The sequence below is a fragment of the Streptomyces longwoodensis genome, assembly GCF_001514125.1.
GTDB lineage: Bacteria > Actinomycetota > Actinomycetes > Streptomycetales > Streptomycetaceae > Streptomyces > Streptomyces longwoodensis.
On record NZ_KQ948560.1, the window covers coordinates 122,122 to 142,939 of the forward strand.

At 72.4% G+C, this 20,818-nt stretch carries 21 protein-coding genes and 1 tRNA gene; 14 read left to right on the top strand and 8 right to left on the bottom strand.

What is annotated here, in order from left to right; genetic code table 11:
* Nucleotides 1-124: 124 nt before the first annotated feature.
* On the top strand, nucleotides 125-421 hold the full coding sequence (locus tag AQJ30_RS27930; protein ID WP_004943146.1) for a type II toxin-antitoxin system VapB family antitoxin: 297 nt from the start codon (nucleotides 125-127) through the stop codon (nucleotides 419-421).
* Between the two features lie 150 nt (nucleotides 422-571).
* A complete protein-coding gene (locus AQJ30_RS27935) occupies nucleotides 572-1,192 on the top strand; it encodes a LytR C-terminal domain-containing protein (RefSeq protein WP_067239481.1) in 621 nt (206 codons plus the stop codon).
* Between the two features lie 398 nt (nucleotides 1,193-1,590).
* On the opposite strand, the gene upp is transcribed toward AQJ30_RS27935, so the two are convergent.
* Complete coding sequence (upp, locus tag AQJ30_RS27940; RefSeq protein WP_067239483.1) at nucleotides 1,591-2,226, bottom strand: uracil phosphoribosyltransferase; 636 nt, start codon at nucleotides 2,224-2,226, stop codon at nucleotides 1,591-1,593.
* A 173-nt stretch (nucleotides 2,227-2,399) separates the two neighbouring features.
* On the opposite strand from upp, the gene AQJ30_RS37365 reads away from it, so the two are divergent.
* From AQJ30_RS37365 to AQJ30_RS27970, 8 genes are all read left to right on the top strand, one after another.
* Nucleotides 2,400-2,639: a hypothetical protein gene (locus tag AQJ30_RS37365; RefSeq protein ID WP_079084341.1), complete on the top strand. Its 240-nt coding sequence runs from the start codon at nucleotides 2,400-2,402 to the stop codon at nucleotides 2,637-2,639.
* A 361-nt stretch (nucleotides 2,640-3,000) separates the two neighbouring features.
* Nucleotides 3,001-3,549: a tRNA adenosine deaminase-associated protein gene (locus AQJ30_RS27945; RefSeq protein ID WP_067239484.1), complete on the top strand. Its 549-nt coding sequence runs from the start codon at nucleotides 3,001-3,003 to the stop codon at nucleotides 3,547-3,549.
* Between the two features lie 77 nt (nucleotides 3,550-3,626).
* Nucleotides 3,627-4,058 carry a tRNA adenosine(34) deaminase TadA gene (gene tadA / locus AQJ30_RS27950; protein ID WP_067239486.1) on the top strand — a complete coding sequence of 144 codons (432 nt, stop codon included), beginning with the start codon at nucleotides 3,627-3,629 and terminating at the stop codon, nucleotides 4,056-4,058.
* Nucleotides 4,059-4,112: 54 nt separating this feature from the next.
* Nucleotides 4,113-4,197, top strand: a tRNA-Ser gene (locus AQJ30_RS27955).
* Nucleotides 4,198-4,351: 154 nt separating this feature from the next.
* Nucleotides 4,352-4,546: a hypothetical protein gene (locus tag AQJ30_RS38540; RefSeq protein WP_137307635.1), complete on the top strand. Its 195-nt coding sequence runs from the start codon at nucleotides 4,352-4,354 to the stop codon at nucleotides 4,544-4,546.
* 44 nt (nucleotides 4,547-4,590) lie between these two features.
* Entirely contained in the window at nucleotides 4,591-4,884 is a 294-nt protein-coding gene (locus AQJ30_RS27960) for a Dabb family protein (protein WP_067239488.1), read from the top strand.
* Nucleotides 4,885-5,056: 172 nt separating this feature from the next.
* Complete coding sequence (locus AQJ30_RS27965; RefSeq protein WP_079084342.1) at nucleotides 5,057-5,899, top strand: RNA polymerase sigma factor SigF; 843 nt, start codon at nucleotides 5,057-5,059, stop codon at nucleotides 5,897-5,899.
* A gap of 303 nt (nucleotides 5,900-6,202) precedes the next feature.
* The gene (locus AQJ30_RS27970) at nucleotides 6,203-7,105 is read left to right on the top strand and encodes an RNA polymerase sigma factor SigF (RefSeq protein ID WP_067239492.1); all 903 of its coding nucleotides are present in this window, start codon (nucleotides 6,203-6,205) and stop codon (nucleotides 7,103-7,105) included.
* A 132-nt stretch (nucleotides 7,106-7,237) separates the two neighbouring features.
* Here the strand turns inward: AQJ30_RS27970 and AQJ30_RS27975 are convergent, their stop codons facing one another.
* Nucleotides 7,238-7,444, bottom strand: a complete 207-nt coding sequence (locus AQJ30_RS27975; protein WP_067239494.1) for a hypothetical protein — start codon at nucleotides 7,442-7,444, stop codon at nucleotides 7,238-7,240.
* A gap of 199 nt (nucleotides 7,445-7,643) precedes the next feature.
* Here AQJ30_RS27975 and AQJ30_RS27980 point away from each other — a divergent pair, with 199 nt between their 5' ends.
* The 4 genes from AQJ30_RS27980 (at nucleotide 7,644) to AQJ30_RS27995 (ending at nucleotide 12,217) form a co-directional block, all read left to right on the top strand.
* Nucleotides 7,644-8,174, top strand: a complete 531-nt coding sequence (locus AQJ30_RS27980; RefSeq protein WP_067239496.1) for a MarR family winged helix-turn-helix transcriptional regulator — start codon at nucleotides 7,644-7,646, stop codon at nucleotides 8,172-8,174.
* Nucleotides 8,175-8,262: 88 nt separating this feature from the next.
* Complete coding sequence (locus tag AQJ30_RS27985; RefSeq protein WP_067239497.1) at nucleotides 8,263-10,725, top strand: MFS transporter; 2,463 nt, start codon at nucleotides 8,263-8,265, stop codon at nucleotides 10,723-10,725.
* Between the two features lie 136 nt (nucleotides 10,726-10,861).
* Nucleotides 10,862-11,683 carry a YceI family protein gene (locus tag AQJ30_RS27990; protein ID WP_067239499.1) on the top strand — a complete coding sequence of 274 codons (822 nt, stop codon included), beginning with the start codon at nucleotides 10,862-10,864 and terminating at the stop codon, nucleotides 11,681-11,683.
* A 63-nt stretch (nucleotides 11,684-11,746) separates the two neighbouring features.
* On the top strand, nucleotides 11,747-12,217 hold the full coding sequence (locus tag AQJ30_RS27995; protein WP_067239501.1) for a PPOX class F420-dependent oxidoreductase: 471 nt from the start codon (nucleotides 11,747-11,749) through the stop codon (nucleotides 12,215-12,217).
* A 37-nt stretch (nucleotides 12,218-12,254) separates the two neighbouring features.
* Here the strand turns inward: AQJ30_RS27995 and AQJ30_RS28000 are convergent, their stop codons facing one another.
* From AQJ30_RS28000 to AQJ30_RS28025, 6 genes are all read right to left on the bottom strand, one after another.
* Complete coding sequence (locus tag AQJ30_RS28000) at nucleotides 12,255-13,034, bottom strand: TetR/AcrR family transcriptional regulator (protein ID WP_067239502.1); 780 nt, start codon at nucleotides 13,032-13,034, stop codon at nucleotides 12,255-12,257.
* An 89-nt stretch (nucleotides 13,035-13,123) separates the two neighbouring features.
* Complete coding sequence (locus tag AQJ30_RS28005; protein WP_067239504.1) at nucleotides 13,124-14,536, bottom strand: MFS transporter; 1,413 nt, start codon at nucleotides 14,534-14,536, stop codon at nucleotides 13,124-13,126.
* A 100-nt stretch (nucleotides 14,537-14,636) separates the two neighbouring features.
* On the bottom strand, nucleotides 14,637-16,826 hold the full coding sequence (locus tag AQJ30_RS28010) for an ArnT family glycosyltransferase (protein WP_079084343.1): 2,190 nt from the start codon (nucleotides 16,824-16,826) through the stop codon (nucleotides 14,637-14,639).
* Nucleotides 16,823-18,250, bottom strand: coding sequence for a bifunctional glycosyltransferase family 2/GtrA family protein (locus AQJ30_RS28015; RefSeq protein WP_067239506.1), 1,428 nt, complete (start codon nucleotides 18,248-18,250; stop codon nucleotides 16,823-16,825). The genes AQJ30_RS28010 and AQJ30_RS28015 overlap by 4 nt, the downstream gene beginning before the upstream one ends.
* A 14-nt stretch (nucleotides 18,251-18,264) precedes the next feature.
* Nucleotides 18,265-19,995: a sensor histidine kinase gene (locus tag AQJ30_RS28020; RefSeq protein WP_067239507.1), complete on the bottom strand. Its 1,731-nt coding sequence runs from the start codon at nucleotides 19,993-19,995 to the stop codon at nucleotides 18,265-18,267.
* Nucleotides 19,992-20,741, bottom strand: a complete 750-nt coding sequence (locus tag AQJ30_RS28025; RefSeq protein WP_067239509.1) for a response regulator transcription factor — start codon at nucleotides 20,739-20,741, stop codon at nucleotides 19,992-19,994. Before AQJ30_RS28025 ends, AQJ30_RS28020 begins: the two co-directional genes overlap by 4 nt.
* Between the last annotated feature and the right edge of the window lie 77 nt (nucleotides 20,742-20,818).

Below are 20,818 nucleotides of genomic sequence, written 5' to 3' on the forward strand. Positions count from 1 at the left end.
CGTTCCGCAATTCCGGGTTCACTCCCGGGGCGCTTCCGGTATGCCCGGGTTCCTGCGGTATTTCCAGCGTCGCACTCGCTCGCCATGGCTGCGCCCGGAAGGTCTGGGCCGGTAGGCTTTCCGTGTGATCTTCAAGCGCATCGGAAACGGCCGGCCGTACCCCGACCACGGCCGGGAAAGCACCCGGCAGTGGGCGGACGTCGCGCCGCGCCCGGTCCGCCTCGATCAGCTGGTGACGACCAAGCAGCAGCTCGACCTGGAAACGCTCCTCGCCGAGGACTCCACGTTCTACGGCGACCTCTTCGCGCACGTCGTGAAGTGGCAGGGCGACCTCTACCTGGAGGACGGACTGCACCGCGCGGTGCGGGCCGCGCTCCAGCAGCGCCAGGTGCTGCACGCGCGCGTGCTCGAACTGGACTGACGGGCCGGCCGACCGCCCCTTCCCCCGTGCACACGGCGGCTGCCGTGTGGCCCTTTCGGGTTCACCTGAGCGGTGTCGAATGATCATCTAGTAGGCACGGCAGCTCCGTCGCACTACGCTGCGCTCATGAGCATGCTGACTCCCCCCGGGATGGGCGGCCAGTACCGCATCACGGGGGACAAGTACCCGCGGATGCGCCCGCCCCGGCGGCGCGCCAGGATGGCCGGCATCGTCGTCGTCTGCGGAGCCGTGCTCGGAGTCGCCGGGTGGGGAACGCTGCAGCTCGTCGACGTCTTCACGGGCGGCGGCGGTACGGCTTCCGCGGCCGCGGCGAAGGCGTGTGCGACCACGAAGTCCGGTGCGGTGGCCAGTGCCTCGCCCGTGGTGCTGCCCAAGCCGGCGCAGATCACCGTGAACGTCTACAACGCCACGACCCGCAGTGGGCTCGCGAAGACCACGGCCGACGAGCTGAAGAAGCGGGGCTTCAAGGTCGGGCAGGTGGGGAACGCGAGTGCGGCGTTCGACAAGAAGGTCACGGGGGTGGGGGTGCTGGTGGGGGCCGGGGCCTCGGTGAAGACGTCGTTGCCGGTGGTGGGGGTGCAGGTGCCTGCGGCGGAGCGGCGGGTGGATGCGGAGCGCGTCGCGGATGGGGCGGTGGATCTGGTGATCGGTGACGGGTTCAAGGGGTTGGCGGTGCGGGGGGATGCGGAGCGGGCGCTGGCGGCGTTGGCTGCGCCGAAGGCGGTGGCTGTGGTGAAGAAGGGGTGCTGACGTTTTAGCGCCGGGGGGTTGGTGTTGTGCGGGGGGTTCGGCTGTGCGGGGGGTTGGGGGGTTTTTGCGCAGTTCCCCGCGCCCCTGACGGACCCGGTTTGGCGCGCGTTTCGTTGCGCCTGACGCGCCGTGGTGGTGTTTGCGCAGTTCCCCGCGCCCCTGACGGACCCGGTTCGGCGCGCGTTTCGTTGCGCCTGGCGCGCCGTGGTGGTGTTTGCGCAGTTCCCCGCGCCCCTGGCAGACCGGGTTCGGCGCGCCTTTAGATGCGGCTGACGCGACGTCGTCGGTTTTGCGCAGTTCCCCGCGCCCCTCCACAAGCGATCCGTCGCGGTGGCGGAAAGCTGAGTCCCCGCGGCCTGGTGGGGTGCTGGGCGCGGGGACTTGGGGCGGGGGGAGGCTTACTCGGCTGCTCCGTACAGGCGGTCGCCTGCGTCTCCGAGGCCCGGGATGATGTAGCCGTGTTCGTTCAGGTGGTCGTCGACGGCTGCCGTGACGACCGTGACCGGGGTGCCCGCCAGTTCGCGTTCCATGATCTCGACGCCCTCGGGGGCGGCGAGGAGGACGACCGCGGTGACGTCGTCGGCGCCGCGCCGGATCAGTTCGCGGATCGCGGCGACCAGGGTGCCGCCCGTGGCCAGCATCGGGTCCAGGACGTACACCTGGCGGCCGGAGAGGTCCTCCGGCATCCGGGTGGCGTACGTGGAGGCCTGCAGCGTCTCCTCGTTGCGGATCATGCCGAGGAAGCCCACCTCGGCGGTCGGCAGCAGCCGGACCATGCCGTCCAGCATGCCGAGGCCCGCCCGCAGGATCGGCACGACCAGGGGGCGCGGGTGGGAGAGCTTGACGCCGGTGGTCCGGGCGACCGGCGTGGTGATGTCGACCTGCTCGGTGCGCACGTCGCGCGTGGCCTCGTAGGCGAGCAGGGTGACCAGCTCGTCGGCGAGACGACGGAAGGTGGCCGAGTCCGTGCGCTGGTCGCGCAGCGTGGTGAGCTTGTGGGCGACCAGGGGGTGGTCGACGACGTGGAGACGCATGGGCACCACAGTAACCGGGCCGACCGGGCCGGTCGTCCGCACGGAGCGCACATCCTGGGCCAGAGCTTCACGGGCCCTCACACGCCCGGGGCATGCATCCCGCCGACCGGGGGAAGGTGGAGGGGACGACGGACCGGGGTGGTCGACCTGGACCGATGCGGGGTGGTGCGCCTATGGCAGAACGAACGGATCGAGCAGGTCGGACGGAACGAGCGGGTCGGACGGAACGAACCGTCCGGACGGCAGCGACGGACGCGTCCGCGCGGGAGACCGACGCCGAGCGCCGTCGCCGCCGCGCCCAGTTCCTGCGGGAACTCGCCGAGGCCCGCGCCCTGCGCGACCGGGTCCAGCCCCGCCGCGCCAAGGCCGCGCGGCTGCGCCACGCGATGCGGATGCGCACCTTCCGCTGGTAGCCGTACGGCCCCCGTCGGGAGTCCCGACACGAGGTGTCCGCGGGGGGAAGATCGCCGACGTGCCGCGCGTTGCGAGGGGTGGGCGTGCGTGGCCGCGGGGGAAAGCCGCGTACGATCCGCACGTGGCGGCAACGAGTGTGCTGGTGGGGTCGCTTGTGCACGTGTCACCCCGGCGCCACCGGGGTGTGCACCCAGCTGCGATCAAAATGCCGGACACAGGGAGCCGAAGACGTCCCCTGGACGCCTTGTTTCTGCCACGATTCCGAGTGGGCGGGGCTCGGAGCCTGAGCTCTCTCCCCGCCCGTAACCTCCGCCGGGGGGACCCCCAACCGGCACGCCTATGACCAGTGGGAGAGTCACGGTGTACTTCGCCGCACTGCTCGCGCGCACCGAAGACGGGTGGGAAGCGAGCGACACAGAGCTGGACGATGTGGAGACCCTGTCGGATCTGGCCGACCTGGCCCGGGAAGCCTCTCCCGACGACGACACGGTGCTCGTGCTGATCGAGCAGGAGGACGCCTGGTTCGGCGTCGTCCGGGTCGACGGCGAGGAGGACCCTCGTATCTACGTCTCCGACGCGGCCGCGGCCGCCCGCAGTTCGTACGGCGAGATCCTGCTCACCGACGAGCTGCTCGGCCGGGAGCCGGGCGAGGACGTCCCCGACCTGGACGCCCTCGACCTCGACGGCACCGAGGACGGCGAGGACGACGACCAGGAGGACGACGACGCGGACAGCCCCGCGGCCGCCGCCTCCACCGACGGGAGCGTGCCGCACGGCCCCGTCGGCGACGGCGGCATCCTCGACGACCTCGGCGTCAGCCAGAAGGAGCTGCGGTCGCTGTCGCAGGACGCCGTCAACGAGATCGCCGAGGCCCTGGGCGCCTCGGAGGTGCTGGAGACCGTCCGCTGACCGCACCGGAACAGTGGGGCCGGCCCCCCGGGACCCCCGGGGCCGCCGACCCGGTACGCGACCGCTGGCGGGCCGCGATGCGACTCGCCCTGGACGAGGCCGCACTGGCCGTCCGGGGCGGGGACGTCCCCGTCGGCGCCGTCGTGCTGTCCCCCGACGGGGAGAGCGTCCTCGCCGTCGGCCACAACGAACGCGAGGCCGTGGGCGACCCCACGGCGCACGCCGAGGTGCTCGCCGTCCGGCGGGCCGCCGCACGGCTCGGCGAGTGGCGGCTGACCGGCTGCACCCTCGTGGTGACCCTGGAACCGTGCACGATGTGCGCGGGCGCGATCGTGCAGTCCCGGGTGGACCGGGTGGTCTACGGCGCCCGCGACGAGAAGGCGGGCGCGGCCGGCTCCCTCTGGGACGTCGTCCGCGACCGGCGGCTCAACCACCGCCCCGAGGTGATCGAGGGCGTCCTCGCGGACGACTGCGCGCGGCTGCTCACCGACTTCTTCCGGGACCGCTGAGCGGCCGACGTATCGATTTCCAACCCGGTCCCGGCGTGCTGTAAGGTCTCCCTCGGTAGCGTGTCCGAGCGGCCGAAGGAGCTCGCCTCGAAAGCGAGTGTGGCGCAAGTCACCGAGGGTTCAAATCCCTCCGCTACCGCAGAGAGACGAAGGGCCCGGTCCGGTGGACCGGGCCCTTCGCCCGTTCCGTGCCCCGGGGCGGCGAAAACGCCCGTGGTCGCCGTGCCTGCGGTCATACGAAACGATCTGCGCGTTACACTCGCGCCCGGCAACAGGGCCCGAGGGGCACATCGGTGGCAGGGGAGGCCGCGGTGGCGGTGAACGCCAAGAAGATCGCCGTCTACGTACTCGTGGTCTTCGTGCTGTACGTGATCATCACGGACCCGGCCAAGGCCGCGGACTACGTCCAGATAGGGTTCGAGGGCATATCGGACGCCGCCAAGGCCGTCGGGGAGTTCTTCACCTGGCTCGCCGACGGGGCCAAGTAGCGCGCGTCCCCGAGCACCGCACGGGAACCACGCTGGGAGCGCCCATGATCCGCCACCTGGTCCTCTTCAAGCTCAACGAGGGCGTCCACCGCGACGACCCCCGGGTCGCGGCCGGTGAGGCCGCCTTCCGGGCGCTGGGCGGGCAGATCGAGGAGCTGCGCCACTGGGAGCTGGGCTGGAACGTCAGCGAGCGGCCCATCGCCTACGACTTCGCCATCAACTCGGCGGTGGACGACGAGGCCGCGCTGAAGCGGTACCTGGAGCACCCCGCGCACCAGGCGGGCGTCGCCCTGTGGCGGGAGTTCGCCACCTGGGTGGTCGCCGACTACCCCTTCTGAAAGCAGCCGCACCACGAGCCCCCCGCCGGTCGGCGGGGGGCTTTTGTGCGCCCGGAAGGCTCAACTTCTCCATCAACACGGTGTGATGGGGTGCTTGCACACAGTGCACATGTCTTGTGATGCTATGACCGCTTTTGACGGATGATTGACCGATGAAGAGGTGGCGTTGACCATGTCGGCCAGTACTGCGCCGCCCCAGGAGAAGGCCGGGGAAGAGGCACCCGCCCCCGCCGCGGACGTCCCGGAGAAGCGGCGCGGCGCCGACACCAGGGCCCTCACCCAGGTGCTCTTCGCCCAGCTGAAGGACCTCACCCCCGGCACGCCGGAGCACAACCGGGTGCGCGGGGCGCTCATCGAGGCGAACCTGCCGCTCGTGCGCTACGCCGCCGCCCGCTTCCGCTCCCGCAACGAGCCGATGGAGGACGTCGTCCAGGTCGGCACCATCGGTCTGATCAACGCCATCGACCGCTTCGACCCCGACCGGGGCGTGCAGTTCCCGACCTTCGCCATGCCGACCGTCGTCGGCGAGATCAAGCGGTACTTCCGCGACAACGTGCGCACCGTCCACGTGCCGCGCCGGCTCCACGAGCTGTGGGTGCAGGTCAACAGCGCCACCGAGGACCTGACCACCGCCCACGGGCGCACCCCGACCACCGCCGAGATCGCCGAGCGGCTGCGCATCAGCGAGGAGGAGGTGCTGTCCTGCATCGAGGCCGGGCGGTCGTACCACGCGACCTCGCTGGAGGCCGCCCAGGAGGGCGACGGGCTGCCCGGCCTGCTGGACCGCCTCGGCTACGAGGACCCGGCGCTCGACGGCGTGGAGCACCGCGACCTGGTCCGCCACCTGCTGGTCCAGCTTCCGGAACGCGAACAGCGAATCCTGCTGCTGCGCTACTACAGCAACCTGACCCAGTCGCAGATCAGCGCCGAGCTCGGGGTCTCGCAGATGCACGTCTCACGCCTCCTGGCGCGCAGCTTCCAGCGGTTGCGCTCGGCCAACCGGATCGACGCGTAGACGTACGGGAGTTCGAGGCGTACGCCGGGGGGAGTCCCGTACGCGTGAGCGAGGGATCCCCGGGGAGAGCGAATCGCTCCACGGTCCCGATCACGGGAATTCGGGGCTGAAAAACCGTCACACCCCCACTTTCCAGGGCGGATTCGCGACTACGATGTCGACATGTCACTACAGCGTGTTGCCGACATGTGACATTCTGCCGGAAGAGCGTTTGCCGGAGCTCGGGCTCCGGTATTCAGGTGAAGGCCGCGTTCCTCCCCGGGAGCGTCCGCCACGACCGTCCCGCGACCCAAAGGGGGTGGCATGTCCGCAGATCAGGGCAGCTCGAAGGTGCTCACGCTCGACAAGAGCGAGACCGCGCCCGCCGTGCCCGTCGAGACCGACGTGCTCGACGACGTCACGGCCCTCGAGGCCGCGCCGGCCCCGGCCCTCCCGGCCTCGGAGGCCATCGACACCCGCACCCTGTCCCGCTCCCTGTTCCTGCGGCTGGCCGCGCTCGACGAGGACAGCCCCGAGCGCGCCTACGTCCGGGACACGCTCATCGAGCTCAACCTCCCCCTCGTCCGCTACGCCGCCGCGCGCTTCCGCTCGCGCAACGAGCCGATGGAGGACATCGTCCAGGTCGGCACGATCGGCCTGATCAAGGCGATCGACCGTTTCGACTGCGAACGCGGCGTGGAGTTCCCGACCTTCGCGATGCCGACGGTCGTGGGCGAGATCAAGCGGTTCTTCCGGGACACGTCCTGGTCGGTGCGCGTGCCGCGCCGCCTCCAGGAGCTGCGCCTGGCCCTCACCAAGGCCAGCGACGAGCTGTCGCAGAAGCTGGACCGCTCTCCGACGGTGACGGAACTCGCGGCCGTCCTCGGCGTCTCCGAGGAGGACGTGGTCGACGGGCTGGCCGTGGGCAACGCCTACACCGCCTCCTCCCTCGACTCCCCCGCCCCGGAGGACGACGGCGGCGAGGGCTCCCTGGCCGACCGGCTGGGCTACGAGGACAGCGCGCTGGAGGGCGTGGAGTACCGCGAGTCCCTCAAGCCCCTGCTGGCCAAGCTGCCGCCGCGCGAGCGCCGCATCATCATGCTGCGCTTCTTCGCCAACATGACGCAGTCGCAGATCGGCGAGGAGGTCGGCATCTCGCAGATGCACGTCTCCCGCCTGCTGACGCGCACGCTGGCGCAGCTGCGGGACGGGCTGATCAGCGACTGAGGCACCCCGCCTCCCGCAGCACCTGGCGACCGCCGCGCCCCGGCTCCGAGGAGCCGCAGGGGCGCGGCGGTCGCCGTTGGTGCGTCGTCGCCGTCGCTGTGTCCGCCGGCGGTGACCCGCCTCAGCGGGTCCTTACTTCAGCGCCAGCCAGGCGACCGCGGCGACGACGACCACGGCCGCCACGATGCCGATGATCAGTCCGAGGCGCGGGCCGGAGGAGCCGGACGGCGCCGCGGCCTGGCGGGACGGCTGCGGGGTGCCCTCGTCGACGAACGCGCGGAACATCTGGGTGCTGCCGGCGGGGTCGTAATTGCCCTGGGGGCCCTGGGTGTTAGCCATGGCCCGAGACCCTAGCGAAAACGGGTGCGGCGGCCCAAGTGGGGGTCGGTCCCCGGTCGCCGGCGGCGGGCCGCACCAGCGCGTTTACTCCGGCACTACTTGCCTTTGCCAACTTTTTGCGGCGGAGGCGGCCTCTTTATTTGCCTGTAGCAACCAAGCGCCCCTATGGTTGCCCTAAGCAACGAATCGGGAGGGTGAGATGGCCGGCGAGGCGCGGTACGAGGAGCTGATGCGTCAGTTCAGCGCCTTCGGGGCCGTGAAGAGGGAGCTGGGACGGATCCTGCCGTCCGACTGCCCCAGCGGTTCCACCGCCGTGCTGACGCTGCTCAGCCGCCATGGCGACATGCGCATGAGCAAGCTCGCCGAGCTGCTGGTCGTCGACATGTCGGTGACCAGCCGCCACGTGGCCCACCTCGCCGAGCGCGGTTGGATCGAGCGCTCCCCGGACCCGGCGGACAAGCGCTCGCGCATCGTGCGCCTGACCCCGGCCGGCTGGAGCCAGATCGACGAGCTGTCCCGGCGCACCACCCGGCTCCTGGAGGAGCGGCTGCGCGACTGGAGCGACGACGAGGTCGACCAGCTCACCCGGCTGATGCAGCGGCTGCGGTCCAGTTTCGACGACTGCCGTACGACCGCGCACCGGCCGCCGCAGCCGCCCGCCGAGCCCCCGGCACCGCCGCCGGCCCCTCCCGCACTCGACCAGACCACCCGTACACCCGCGAACACGTAAGAAAAGGAAGCCCATGGCAACGACCACACCAGCCGGTGTGCGGGCCCATGCCAAGCACGGGGGAGGCTCCTCCGGCGGCCACGCTCCGATGAGCCACCGGCAGATCATGGAGGCGCTCTCCGGGCTGCTGCTCGGAATGTTCGTGGCGATCCTGTCGTCCACGATCGTCTCCAACGCGCTGCCCGAGATCATCGGTGACCTGGGCGGCGGCCAGTCCGCCTACACCTGGGTCGTCACCGCCGCCCTGCTGTCGATGACCGCGGCCACTCCCCTGTGGGGCAAGCTCGCCGACCTGTACAGCAAGAAGGCGCTCGTCCAGATAGCGCTCGTCATCTACGTCGTCGCCTCGATGGCGGCCGGCCTCTCGCAGAACCCCGGCATGCTGATCGTCTGCCGCGTGGTGCAGGGCATCGGCGTCGGCGGTCTGTCCGCGCTGGCGCAGATCGTGATGGCCGCGATGATCTCCCCGCGCGAGCGGGGCCGTTACTCCGGCTACCTCGGTGCCACGTTCGCCGTCGCGACCGTCGGCGGTCCGCTGCTCGGCGGCGTCATCACCGACACCTCCTGGCTGGGCTGGCGCTGGTGCTTCTACGTCGGTGTCCCGTTCGCCGTCATCGCGCTGATCGTGCTGCAGAAGACCCTGCACCTGCCGGTCGTCAAGCGTGAGGTGAAGGTCGACTGGGGCGGCGCGACGCTGATCTCCGCCGCGGTCTCGCTGCTGCTGATCTGGGTCACCTTCGCCGGTGACAAGTACGACTGGCTGTCGTGGCAGACGTACACGATGGTCGCCGGGTCCCTGGTGCTCGGCGCGCTGTTCGTGCTCGTCGAGGCCAGGGCCAGTGAGCCGATCATCCCGCTGCGCCTGTTCCGCAACCGCACCATCACGCTCGCCTCGCTCGCCTCGCTGTTCGTCGGCATCGCGATGTTCAGCGGCACGGTGTTCTTCAGCCAGTACTTCCAGCTGGCCCGCGACAAGTCCCCGACGATGTCGGGCGTCATGACGATCCCGATGATCGGCGGCCTGTTCGTCTCCTCGACGGTCTCCGGCCAGTTCATCACCCGCACCGGCCGCTGGAAGGCCTGGCTGGTCAGCGGTGGTGTCCTGGTGACGGCCGGGCTGCTGCTGCTCGGCGGCATCCGGTACGACACGGACTACTGGAAGATGGCGCTGTTCATGGCGCTGCTGGGTCTCGGCATCGGCATGATGATGCAGAACCTGGTGCTGTGCACGCAGAACCAGGTGGAGCCGGGCGACCTCGGCTCGGCCAGCTCCACGGTCACCTTCTTCCGCTCGCTCGGTGGTGCGATGGGCGTGTCCGCCCTGGGCGCGGTGATGTCCCACAAGATCACCGACTACGTCAAGGACGGCCTGGCCACGATCGACCCGAAGTACGCGGCCGCCATGGCGCAGTCCGGGTCGACCGACACCATCCCGGACATGGACAAGCTGCCCGCGCCGCTGCGCACGGTCATGGAGAGCGCCTACGGTCACGGCATCGCCGACGTCTTCCTGATCGCCGGCTTCCTCGCCGCGCTCGCCTTCCTGATCACGCTGTTCATCAAGGAGGTGCCGCTGCGCACCAAGGGCGCCCTGGCGCAGGCCGCCGAGGGTGACGCACCCGCCGTCGACCCGGCCGCCGCGCCCACCGTGGCCGAGGCCCAGCAGGTGCCGGCCGCCGTCGGTGCCCCCGCGGCCTCCGACAGCGCCGCCGCCACCGCCGGTGCGGCCACCGCGCCGCAGCCCGTGGCCGCCGTCGCCCCGGGGGCCGGCTCCACGGACACCCCCGCCGGGGGCGTCCCGGTCCGGGGCTTCGTCCGCGGCGCCGAGAGCGCGCCCGTGCCGCACGCCGCGGTCACGCTGATCTCGCTGGCCGGCCGCCAGCTCGGCCGGGCCGTCGCCCAGGCCGACGGCGCCTACGCGCTGGACGCGCCGGGCGCGGGGTCGTACGTCCTGATCGCCTCCGCCGACGGCTTCCAGCCGCAGGCCTCCACGGTCGTGGTCAACGGCGAACCGCTCGCCTACGACATCCTGCTCAGCGGCACCAGCGGGCTGACCGGTGTCGTGCGGGCCGCCGTGTCCGGCGAGGGCGTCAAGGACGCGATGGTGATCGTCACCGATGTGCGCGGCGATCTGCTGGCCACCGGAACCACCGGTGAGCACGGCGAGTTCTCCTTCACGGAGCTGGTGCCGGGTGCCGTGACCGTCGCGGTCAACGCCGCCGGGTTCCGGCCGCGGGCGCTGCCCGTCGAGATCGGCGCCACCGGTGTGACCCGCACGGACGTCCTCCTCGACGCGGGTTCCCGGGTGCAGGGTGTCGTGCGCGCGCCGCACGGCCCGCTGGCCGACGCACGGGTGACGCTCGTGGACGCCGCGGGCAACGTGGTCGGCTCGGCCACGACCGGCGCCGACGGGGCGTACGCCTTCACGGACCTCGACGGCGGCGAGTACACGGTCATCGCGACCGGTTACCCGCCGGTGGCCACCGCCCTGACCCTGTCGGGCACCGGTGTCGACGACCACGACATCGAGCTCGCCCACCCGGGCGAGTAGTCCGGCCCCGGCCCGTGACGGGAGGCGCGACCGGCTTCCGGCGCGCCCCCGCCACGGGCCGTTCCACGTTCTGACCAGTTGTCACGCTGTGTCGGGAAGCTCAGTTGTCGAAGCTCTGCAGGGGAGAGAAAACGGGATGGGACTGACCGCGAGGATCCGCACCCGGGACGGATGGGCCGTGTCGCACGCGGTCGTCACGGTGACCGACATGACCGGCACGCAGGTGGTGCGCGCCGAGGCCGACGACGAGGGCGTCGTCCGGGACGCCACGGCGCTGGCGCCCGGGGCGTACACGGTGATCGTCACGGCCGTCGGGTACGCGCCCGTGGCCTCCAGCGCGATCGTCACCGCGAGCGGGCGGGCCGAGGTCGGCACGGTGACCCTCGCCCGGCAGGGCGGCACCGAGCTGCCGCCGCCCGGCCCCTGGACGGTCGACCCGGCGCACTCCACGGTCGGCGCGGTCGCCCAGCACCTGGGCATCTCCAGCGTGCGGGGCCGGTTCACGGACTTCTCCGCGGCGCTGGAGATCGCCCCGGACGACGTGACCAAGTCGAGGGTGGAGGCGGTGATCCGGGCGGCCTCGATCGACACCGGCAACGCGATGCGCGACCAGCACCTGCGGTCGGCCGACTTCCTGGACACCGAGCGATTCCCGGAGATCGCCTACCGCTCGACCGGCGTGAGCGAGGCGGGCCCGGACCGCTGGACCGTGCGCGGCGAGCTGACCATGCGGGGCATCGTCCGGCCCGTCGACCTGGACCTCGCCTACCTGGGCACCGGCGCCGACCCCTGGGGCGGCACCCGCGCCGCGTTCCGGGCGACGGCCGAACTGCACCGCGACGACTTCGCGATGAACTACAACCAGGTCGTCCAGGCCGGCATCGCCGCCATCGGCACCACACTCAAGGTCGAGCTGGACGTCCAGGCGGTGCAGGGCGAGTCCCTGCCCCAGGCGTAGGCGCCCGGGCGTAGGCACAGCAGGGTCAGCCACCGGGCGGGGTTCCGCGCCTAGGCTGCCGTCATGGCACCGAACATCGCGACGAACACGACCGTCTCCCGGGACGAGCTGCTGGACTTCGTGCGGCCCCGCCACCGGGCCCTGCTGCTCACCCGCCGGGCCGACGGCAGTCCCCAAGCCTCGCCGCTGACCTGCGGGGTGGACGACTCCGGCCGGATCGTGGTCTCGACCTACCCGGAGCGCGCCAAGACCCGCAACGCCCGGCGGGACCCGCGGGTGAGCCTCGTCGTCCTCAGCGACGAGTGGAACGGCCCGTGGGTCCAGGTCGACGGCACGGCCGAGGTGATCGACTCCCCCGACTCCGTCGAGCCGCTCGTGGAGTACTACCGCACCATCGCCGGGGAGCACCCGGACTGGGACGAGTACCGCGCGGCGATGGTCAAGCAGGGCAAGTCGATCATCCGGGTCACCCCGGAGCGCTGGGGACCGGTGGCGACGGGCGGCTTCCCGGCACGGCTGGCGCAGGAGGACTGATCGACGAGACACCCCCTAGGGAGCGGGCCCGTCGCCCTCACGCGTCCGGCGCGGGCCCCGAACGCTCCACCATCGCCTCGATGCCCGCGACCAGCAGGTCCAGGGCGAAGGTGAAGTCGCGGTCGAGCATCTCGTCGACCGTGGCGCCACCGCGCGCGTCCATGATGTCGCGGGTCTCCTCGATGACGGCGGCCGTGTCGGGGGTGCCGCCCACCGAGGCCATCATCTGCGCGTGGTACTCGTCGGGGGTCACCCCTGCCTCGGTGACCCGGGACATGAAGTGGCCCTGGATCGTGCCGTAGCCGTACACGAACTGGAAGACGGCCGAGATGGCGCCGGTGATGCCGTGCACGGGCAGGCCGGTGCGGCGTACCACGTGGTGGATCGCGCGGGAGAAGGCGAGCGAGTTCGGGCCGATGTTGAGGTAGCGCCCGATCAGCGGCGGCACCCAGGGGTGACGCACCAGCAGCGCCCGGTACTCGCGGGCGAGCGCGCGCAGCAGTGTCCGCCAGTCGCCGGCCCCGTCGTCCGGGTCCGGCAGGGCCGGCTCCCCGAACACCTCGTCGAGGGCGAGCTCCAGCAGCTCGTCCTTGGTGTCGACGTACCAGTACACGGACATCGCGGTGACGTTCAGCTCGGCGGCGAGCCGCCGCATGGAGAACCGGTCCAGCCCCTCGGCGTCGAGCAGCCGTACGGTCGCCGCGGTGATCCGGTCCCGGTCCAGCCCCGAGGGCTGTCCGCCGCCCCGGCCGCGACGCGTCCCGCCGCCCAGCCAGACACTGCTGCGCGCGGCCTGTTCGCCTGCCCTGGCGGCCATGCGGCACCTCCTGGTCTCCCACCGACGGGCCTCCGACGGGCCCACCCTACGGGGCGGGAGGAGCCGCACCACCAGCGACGACGCCCGCGCTACGACGGGACGGCCGTCGTCTCCTTGCGCGCTGGTTCTGCTCTTCCCGCCCGGCGCAGCAGGACGGCCGCCAGTACGCCGCCCGCGAACACGGCCACCGCGCCGACCGCCTGACCGGTGCCCAGGGCCGAGGAGAGCCGCGCCCCGGACGCCAGCCGCGCGCTGAGCACCGCACCGAGCACCGCCACGCCGAGCCCGTTGCCGAACTCGGCGAGCATGCCGTTGACGCCGGCGCCCACCCCGGCGCGGTCCGGCGGGATGGTGCTCATGATGGCGTGGGCCATCGCCGGTCCGGCCAGCGCGGTGCCCGTCCCGATGAGCAGCAGCCCGAGCAGCGTGACGGCGTACCCGTCGGAGGCCACGGCGATGGAGACCAGGCCCGCCGCCATCGCCGTCATGCCGGTCAGGATCGCCGCCGGTCCGCCGAGCTTCACGGTGGCCTTCGCCGCCAGGCCCGTGAAGTTCAGGGCGACGACGGTCAGCGCGAGCGGCGCGGTGCGCAGGCCCGCCTCCAGGGGGCCGTAGCGCAGCACGAGTTGGAGGTGCTGGGTGAGGAGGAACAGGGCGCCGCCCATGCCGAAGGTCACCAGCACCGCGCCGGCGACGGCGCCCGTGAACCGGCGGTCGCGGAACAGGGCGAGGTCGAGCATCGGGTACGGGGCCCTGCTCTCCCACCGGGCGAACAGCGCGAGGACGCCCACCGCCACGGCCCCGCTGACCAGCACCCGCGCCGACGTCCAGCCGTGCGTGGGGCCGGAGATGACCGTGAAGACCAGCGAGGCCATGCCGACCGTCGACAGCAGTGCGCCGGGCAGGTCGGGGCGGTCGCCCTGCGGGTTCTTCGACTCGGGCACCAGCGCGACCACCGCGACCAGGGCGAGGGCCGCGACCGGCAGGTTGACCAGGAAGATCGAGCCCCACCAGAAGTGGTTCAGCAGGAAGCCGCCGATGAGCGGGCCCGTGGCGAAGCCCAGCGAGTTCACCGCGGCCCATACGCCGATGGCCTTCGGCTGTTCCTCCGGCGCGAAGATCTGCATGACCACGGCCAGGGTGGTGGTCAGCAGCAGCGCCCCGCCGACGCCCATCCCGGCGCGCGCGGCGATGAGCTGCCCGGTGGTGCCCGCGCAGCCGGCGACCACCGAGCCGGCGCCGAACAGGGCGAGCCCGGCGATCAGCATCCGCTTGCGGCCGTAGCGGTCGGCGGCGCTGCCCGCGGTGAGCAGCAGGCCCGACTGGACCAGCGAGTAGGCGTTGATCATCCACTGGATGTCGGAGGTGGAGGCGCCCAGTTCCCGGGTGAGGGAGGGGATCGCGACGTTCAGGACGGTGTTGTCGAGCAGCACGGTGAGCTGCGCGAGGCAGATGACGCCGAGGATCAGCCAGCGCTGGGGATGGCTCGGGACGGAAGGCATGCTCTACACCGTAGAAGAGTTCTCGTACGGTGTACAAGCGGGATGCGGGAAGAGGCGGTGCCCGTCGGGACACCGCCTCCGTCCGTGCTGCGCCCGGCCGTCAGCCGCTCGCCTCCTGCGTCAGGTCGTAGAAGGTGGCCGAGCCGACCGTCACCTTCTTGAAGGTGGCCTCGACCCAGGAGGTGATCTGCGACGACGTGCCGTTCGCCCCGCCGCCCGGGCCGGCGCCCATGGAGCCGCTCGCGATGAAGTAGTGGATCCGCCCGTCCGCCACGTACCGCTTGAACTGGGCCGGCGTCGGGGACGGGTCGGTGCCGTTGAAGCCGCCGATCGCCATCACCGGCTCGCCGGTGGCGAGTTGGTAGCTCGCGGCGTTCTGGGAGCCGATGGCCGCGGCGGCCCACGTGTAGCGGCCGGAGTCCGTCTCCAGCAGCTTCTCGGCCTCGGCGGTGACGGACGCGCCGTTCAGCAGGCCGCCGACGCCACCGCCGCCGCCCGCGCCCTCGCCGGTCGGGCCGCCCTGCTGGGTCTGCCCGCCGCCCTGGCCGGGCAGGGCGCCGCCGAAGCCGCCCGTGCCACCGCCGGGGAAGCCCTGGCCCTGCTGGTTCCGGCCCTGTGGGCCGCCCTGCTGGCCCTGCTGGCCCTGCTGGTTCTGGCCCGGCATGCCTCCGCCGCCGAAGCCGCCGCGAACGCCGCCGGGACGGCCCCCGCCCATCATCGAGGCGCCCGCCGGGCCGGCCGTGACGATGGACCCGGTGTGGCCCTGCTGGACGGTGCTCAAGGTGTACGCCGTCGGGCCGGCCAGCGCGGTCAGCAGGCCGAGCGAGGCCGCCGCGAGGGCGAGCCGCCGGGTGAGCCGGCCCGCGAAGACCAGGCCGAGCGCGGCGGTGAGACCGCCGACCAGCACGAGCCACCTCAGCCAGGGCAGGTAGTCGGGGGTGCGGTGCAGCAGGACGTAGCCCCAGGTGGCCGCCGCGACCGCCGCGGCCGCCAGGGTGAGCGACGCCCACAGCTCCCGGCGCCTCTCCCACAGGAGTCCGGCGCCCATGCCGGTCACGGCCGCCAGGTAGGGGGCGAGGGCGACGGTGTAGTACTGGTGGAAGATGCCCGCCATGTAGCTGAAGACGACCGTGGTCATCAGCAGCGAGCCGCCCCAGACCAGGAACGAGCCGCGGGTGACCGACGTGCGGCGGGCCCGGCGCGTGGCCACCAGGCCGGCGGCCAGCAGCACCAGCGCGGCCGGCAGCAGCCAGGAGATCTGGCCGCCGACCTCGGAGGTGAACATCCGGTCCCAGCCGGTCTCGCCCCACTGCCCGGTGCCGCCCGCGCCCCCGCCGCCCCCGCCGACGCTGCCCGTCTCGTCGCCGCTGAGCCGGCCGAGGCCGTTGTAGCCGAAGGTCAGCTCCAGGAAGGAGTTGTTCTGCGAGCCGCCGATGTACGGGCGTGAGGACGCCGGCCACAGCTCGACGACCGCCACCCACCAGCCGCCGGAGACGACCAGCGCGCCGGTCGCGGCGGCCAGTTGGCCGAGGCGCTTCCTCACCGTGACCGGTGCGCAGACCGCGTACACGAGCGCCAGCGGCGGCAGGATCAGGAACGCCTGGAGGGTCTTGGCGAGGAACGCGAAGCCGATCGCCGCACCGGCCCACACCAGCCACCTGGTCCGGCCGTCCTCCAGCGCGCGGACGACGAGGTAGCAGGCCACGGCCATCAGCAGGGCGAGCATCGCGTCCGGGTTGTTGAACCGGAACATCAGCGCCGCCACGGGCGTCAGCGCCAGCACCGCGCCGGCGATCAGGCCGGAGGCGGGGCTGAACCGGCGGCGGACGGCCGCGTAGACGACGGCGACCGTGCCGACGCCCATCAGCACCTCGGGGACGAGGATCGCCCAGGAGTTCAGGCCGAAGGTCCTGACCGACAGCTGCATCGGCCACAGCGAGGCCGGCGGCTTGTCGACGGTGATGGCGTTGCCCGCGTCCAGCGAGCCGAAGAAGAACGCCTTCCAGCTCGTGGAGCCGGCCTGGACGGCCGCGGAGTAGAAGGAGTTGGCGTAGCCGGAGGCGCTGAGGTCCCAGAGGTAGAGCAGCAGCGTCGCGAGGAGCAGGGCGAGGAAGGCCGGGCGGACCCAGCGGGGGTCCTCGGGGCGGCCCCGCCACAGCCTCCGGCCGAACGGCTGCTGCGGCTCACTGGCCCCGGGTCGGGCCGGAGGGGGAGGGGTGGACGGGGTCAGCGTCGCCGGAGGGGGCGAGGCGGGCGGGCCCCAGTCGGCGCGGTCGTAGTCGGTGGTCATCGGGTCTCCCCCGGGTCGGTGTCGTAGGGGCGGACCGGGCCGGGGCGCCGGGTGGCGTCCGGCCGGGTGCCGTCCGCGGCGTCACCGGCGCGGAACGGGGAGGTCGGGGGCACCGGGGGGTGCGCGGCGTGGGCGCCGTGGGAGGGGGCGGGGCCGCCGGGTGCCGTGGGCTCGGGGAGGCCGCCGTCGCGGTCGGAGAAGACCCAGATGCGGAAGAGCAGGAAGCGCAGGACGGTCGCGGCGAGGTTGGCGGCGACCAGGACGGCCAGCTCGGTCGAGTGCGCGGGGTGGGCGTTGGCGGCGTTCAGGGCCACCAGCGAGCCGCTGGTCAGCGCGAGGCCGATGCCGAAGACCACCAGGCCCTGCGCCTGGTGCCGGACGGCCCCGCCCGGGCCGCGCACGCCGAAGGTGAGCCGGCGGTTGGCGGCGGTGTTGGCGACCGCGGAGATCAGCAGGGCGAGCGCGTTGGCGACCTGGGAGCCGGTGAAGAGCCGGAAGCCGCTGTAGAGCAGCAGGTAGAAGAGGGTCGACAGACCCCCGACGACGCAGAAGCCGACGAGCTGACGGGCCAGTCCCTTGGGTACGTCCATGATCTCGCGGTCGCGGGGGTCGTCCCCGAACGGCCTGGTCAGCCGGTCCAGTGGCAGCGAACCGGTGGCCAGCGCCTTCCCGACGCGCCACACCCCCTTCAGGTCCTCGGTCGCCGTCCGCACGATGTGCACGGTGGAGTCCGGGTCGTCGACCCAGTCGACCGGCACCTCGTGGATACGGCATCCGGCCCGCTCGGCGAGCACCAGCATCTCAGTGTCGAAGAACCAGCCCGTGTCTTCCACCAGCGGGAGCAGGACTTGTGCGACGTCCCGGCGGATCGCCTTGAAACCGCACTGCGCGTCCGAGAAGCGGGCCTGCAGCGAGCCGCGCAGGATCAGGTTGTAGGAGCGGGAGATGAACTCGCGCTTGGGGCCGCGCACCACCCGCGCGCTGCGGGCGAGCCGGGAGCCGATCGCCAGGTCGGAGTGGCCGGAGATGAGCGGCGCCACCAGCGGCAGCAGGGCGTTGAGGTCGGTGGACAGGTCCACGTCCATGTAGGCGAGGACCGGGGCGTCGGAGGCCGACCAGACGGTGCGCAGCGCCCGGCCGCGGCCCTTCTGCTCCAGCCGGAGCGTGCGGACCCCGGCGATCCGTGCCTCCAGCCGGCGGGCCACCTCGGGGGTGGCGTCCGTCGACGCGTTGTCCGCGATGGTGATGCGGAACGGGTACGGGAAGGTGCGCTCGAGGTGCTCGTGCAGGCGCAGCACGCACGGCTGGAGGTCCCTCTCCTCGTTGTAGACGGGGATCACTACGTCCAGGACAGGCGCACCGGCTGGTCCGGCCGGGAGATGCTCCCGCGCCGGCAGGGTGCCGGGAGAAGAGTCGGTTCGCATACCGACGACTCTCGTCAGGAGCCCTGTCGCACCCATGTGGCGGCACTGTGCTGTGCCTGTGAGTCGTGACTGTGCTGTGCCGGTGAGTCGTACGGCCGCCCGGTTGCGTACGCGGCGTGCGGCGCCGCGGGCGGGAGAGCGGGCAGGTGGACCGTGAACACGGTCCGCCCGGGCACGCTGTCGACGGTCACGGCGCCGTCGTGCGCGGCCGCCACGGCCTGCACGATGGCGAGGCCGAGGCCGGTCGAGCCGGTGGCGCGCGAGCGCGCGGAGTCGCCGCGCGCGAACCGTTCGAAGACGCGCGGGAGCAGCTCCGGCGGGATGCCCTGGCCGTCGTCCTCGACGTCGACGCACAGCCAGGGGCCGCTGCGGCGCACGCGCGCGGTGACGGTGGTGCCGGGCGGCGTGTGGGTGCGAGCGTTGGCGAGGAGGTTGACCAGGACCTGCTGCAGGCGGGCCGCGTCGGCGGAGACGAGCGCCGGTTCCTCGGGCAGCTCCAGGCGCCAGACGTGGTCGCGGCCGGCCGCGCGGGCGTCGCTGACGGTGTCGACGACCAGCGGGACGAGGTCGGTCTGCCCGAACTGCAGCGGGCGGCCCGCGTCGAGCCGGGCGAGCAGCAGCAGGTCCTCCACCAGCAGCGTCATCCGGCCCGCCTCGGACTCGATGCGGCCCAGGGCGTGCCGGGTGTCGGGGCCGACCTGCTCACGGCCGCGCCGGGTCAGCTCGGCGTAGCCGCGGATGGAGGCGAGGGGGGTGCGCAGCTCGTGGCTGGCGTCGGCGACGAACTGGCGCACCCGCGTCTCGCTCTGCTGGCGGGCGTGCAGGGCGCCGTGGACGTGGTCGAGCATGCGGTTGAGCGCGGCGCCGACCCGGCCGACCTCGGTGTGCGGGTCGCACTCGGCCTCGGGGACGCGCTCGCTGAGGTTCACCTCGCCGGTGTGCAGCGGGAGTTCGGAGACCCGGGTGGCGGTGTGGGCGACCCGGCGCAGGGGGCGGGTGGCGACGCTGACGATCACCGTGCCGGCCAGGGACGCGGCGATCAGCCCGGCCGCGGTGACGCTGATCTCGACGAGGACCAGTGTGCGGAGGGTGTTGTCGGCGTCCGCCGTCGGGATGGCCACGTAGTAGGCGTAGGTGCCGTTGGTCGTGTACGTGACGCGGTAGTCGCCGAGTCCGGGCAGGTCCACGGTGTGCACGGCGCCGTCCTGGGGGACGGAGTCGAGCACCTCGACCTGCGCCTCGCCGAGCGCCTTGGCGGTCATGTCGAAGTTGCCGCTGGCCGTGGACTTCACCCCGCGCCGGGAGTCGGTGACGGTGCCTTTGGTGATCTTGGCGGCGATCGTGCCGGCCGGCACCGGGCCGTGGGTGACGAAGGTGGAGAGGTCGGTCTCCACGGGGACCTTGCCGAGCGGGCTCTGCTGCCGGCGGGGCGCGGTGCTGTCGCCGGTGCTGTCGCCGGAGCTGTTGTCCGTGCCGGTGCTGTCGCCGGAGCCGTTGTCCGTGCCGGGCGGGGTGAGCGGGCCGAAGTCGCGCGGGGCCACGCGGATGGCCACCTCACTCAGCCGGTCGTCGAGCTGCTGGTAGAGGTGGGAGCGCAGGGCGAGGGTGGTGACGGAGCCGATCACCGTGCAGACGACGGCGATCAGGACCACGGACGCGACGACGAGCCGGGTCCGCAGGGTGCGCGGCCGGCTGGGCCGGAGCCTGCGCGGACGCTGCACACGCGGCCGTCGTCGCCCGCTCACGGGACGGCGGGGACGGCGGGCTTGATCAGGTAACCGGCCCCGCGCCGGGTGTGGATCATCGGCTCCCGTCCGGCGTCGATCTTCCGCCGCAGGTACGAGATGTAGAGCTCGACCACATTGGCCTGGCCGCCGAAGTCGTAGGACCACACCCGGTCGAGGATCTGCGCCTTGCTGAGCACCCGCCGCGGGTTGCGCATCAGGAAGCGGAGCAGCTCGAACTCGGTGGCGGTGAGGTGGATGGACTCGCCGCCCCGGTAGACCTCGTGGCTGTCCTCGTCGAGGGTGAGGTCGCCGACCACGAGCACGGAGTCGGAGCGGTGGTCGGCGGCACCGGAGCGCCGGATCAGGCCGCGCAGCCGGGCGACGACCTCCTCCAGGCTGAACGGCTTGGTGACGTAGTCGTCGCCGCCCGCGGTGAGACCGGCGATCCGGTCCTCGACGGCGTCCTTGGCCGTCAGGAACAGCACGGGCACGTCGGGCAGCTCACGGCGGAGCCGGCCGAGGACGGCGAGGCCGTCCATGTCGGGCAGCATCATGTCCAAGACGACGGCGTCCGGCCGGAACTCCCGCGCCGTCTGGAGGGCGCCCTGCCCGTCCCCGGCGCTGCGGATCTGCCAGCCCTCGTAGCGCAGGGCCATGGACAGGAGTTCGGTGATCGACAGCTCGTCGTCCACCACCAGCACGCGGACGGGGCTCCCGTCCGGCCTCAGCAGTTCGGTGCGCCCCTGGGGCGAGGTCGTGGTCATGGTGACACCCTGTCGGGGCCCTCTGAGAACACGCTTTCGCTTGTCTGTGATTTCCCTGAGAAACACACAGGGGACTC

Bases quoted from the DNA above. Each gene is read 5' to 3' on its own strand.
- AQJ30_RS27935 (WP_067239481.1), top strand. From the start codon at position 572: ATGGGCGGCCAGTACCGCATCACGGGGGACAAGTACCCGCGGATGCGC.
- upp (WP_067239483.1), bottom strand. From the start codon at position 2,226: ATGCGTCTCCACGTCGTCGACCACCCCCTGGTCGCCCACAAGCTCACC.
- AQJ30_RS37365 (WP_079084341.1), top strand. From the start codon at position 2,400: ATGGCAGAACGAACGGATCGAGCAGGTCGGACGGAACGAGCGGGTCGG.
- tadA (WP_067239486.1), top strand. From the start codon at position 3,627: ATGCGACTCGCCCTGGACGAGGCCGCACTGGCCGTCCGGGGCGGGGAC.
- AQJ30_RS27960 (WP_067239488.1), top strand. From the start codon at position 4,591: ATGATCCGCCACCTGGTCCTCTTCAAGCTCAACGAGGGCGTCCACCGC.
- AQJ30_RS27965 (WP_079084342.1), top strand. From the start codon at position 5,057: ATGTCGGCCAGTACTGCGCCGCCCCAGGAGAAGGCCGGGGAAGAGGCA.
- AQJ30_RS27970 (WP_067239492.1), top strand. From the start codon at position 6,203: ATGTCCGCAGATCAGGGCAGCTCGAAGGTGCTCACGCTCGACAAGAGC.
- AQJ30_RS27975 (WP_067239494.1), bottom strand. From the start codon at position 7,444: ATGGCTAACACCCAGGGCCCCCAGGGCAATTACGACCCCGCCGGCAGC.
- AQJ30_RS27980 (WP_067239496.1), top strand. From the start codon at position 7,644: ATGGCCGGCGAGGCGCGGTACGAGGAGCTGATGCGTCAGTTCAGCGCC.
- AQJ30_RS27985 (WP_067239497.1), top strand. From the start codon at position 8,263: ATGAGCCACCGGCAGATCATGGAGGCGCTCTCCGGGCTGCTGCTCGGA.
- AQJ30_RS27990 (WP_067239499.1), top strand. From the start codon at position 10,862: ATGGGACTGACCGCGAGGATCCGCACCCGGGACGGATGGGCCGTGTCG.
- AQJ30_RS27995 (WP_067239501.1), top strand. From the start codon at position 11,747: ATGGCACCGAACATCGCGACGAACACGACCGTCTCCCGGGACGAGCTG.
- AQJ30_RS28000 (WP_067239502.1), bottom strand. From the start codon at position 13,034: ATGGCCGCCAGGGCAGGCGAACAGGCCGCGCGCAGCAGTGTCTGGCTG.
- AQJ30_RS28005 (WP_067239504.1), bottom strand. From the start codon at position 14,536: ATGCCTTCCGTCCCGAGCCATCCCCAGCGCTGGCTGATCCTCGGCGTC.
- AQJ30_RS28010 (WP_079084343.1), bottom strand. From the start codon at position 16,826: ATGACCACCGACTACGACCGCGCCGACTGGGGCCCGCCCGCCTCGCCC.
- AQJ30_RS28015 (WP_067239506.1), bottom strand. From the start codon at position 18,250: ATGCGAACCGACTCTTCTCCCGGCACCCTGCCGGCGCGGGAGCATCTC.
- AQJ30_RS28025 (WP_067239509.1), bottom strand. From the start codon at position 20,741: ATGACCACGACCTCGCCCCAGGGGCGCACCGAACTGCTGAGGCCGGAC.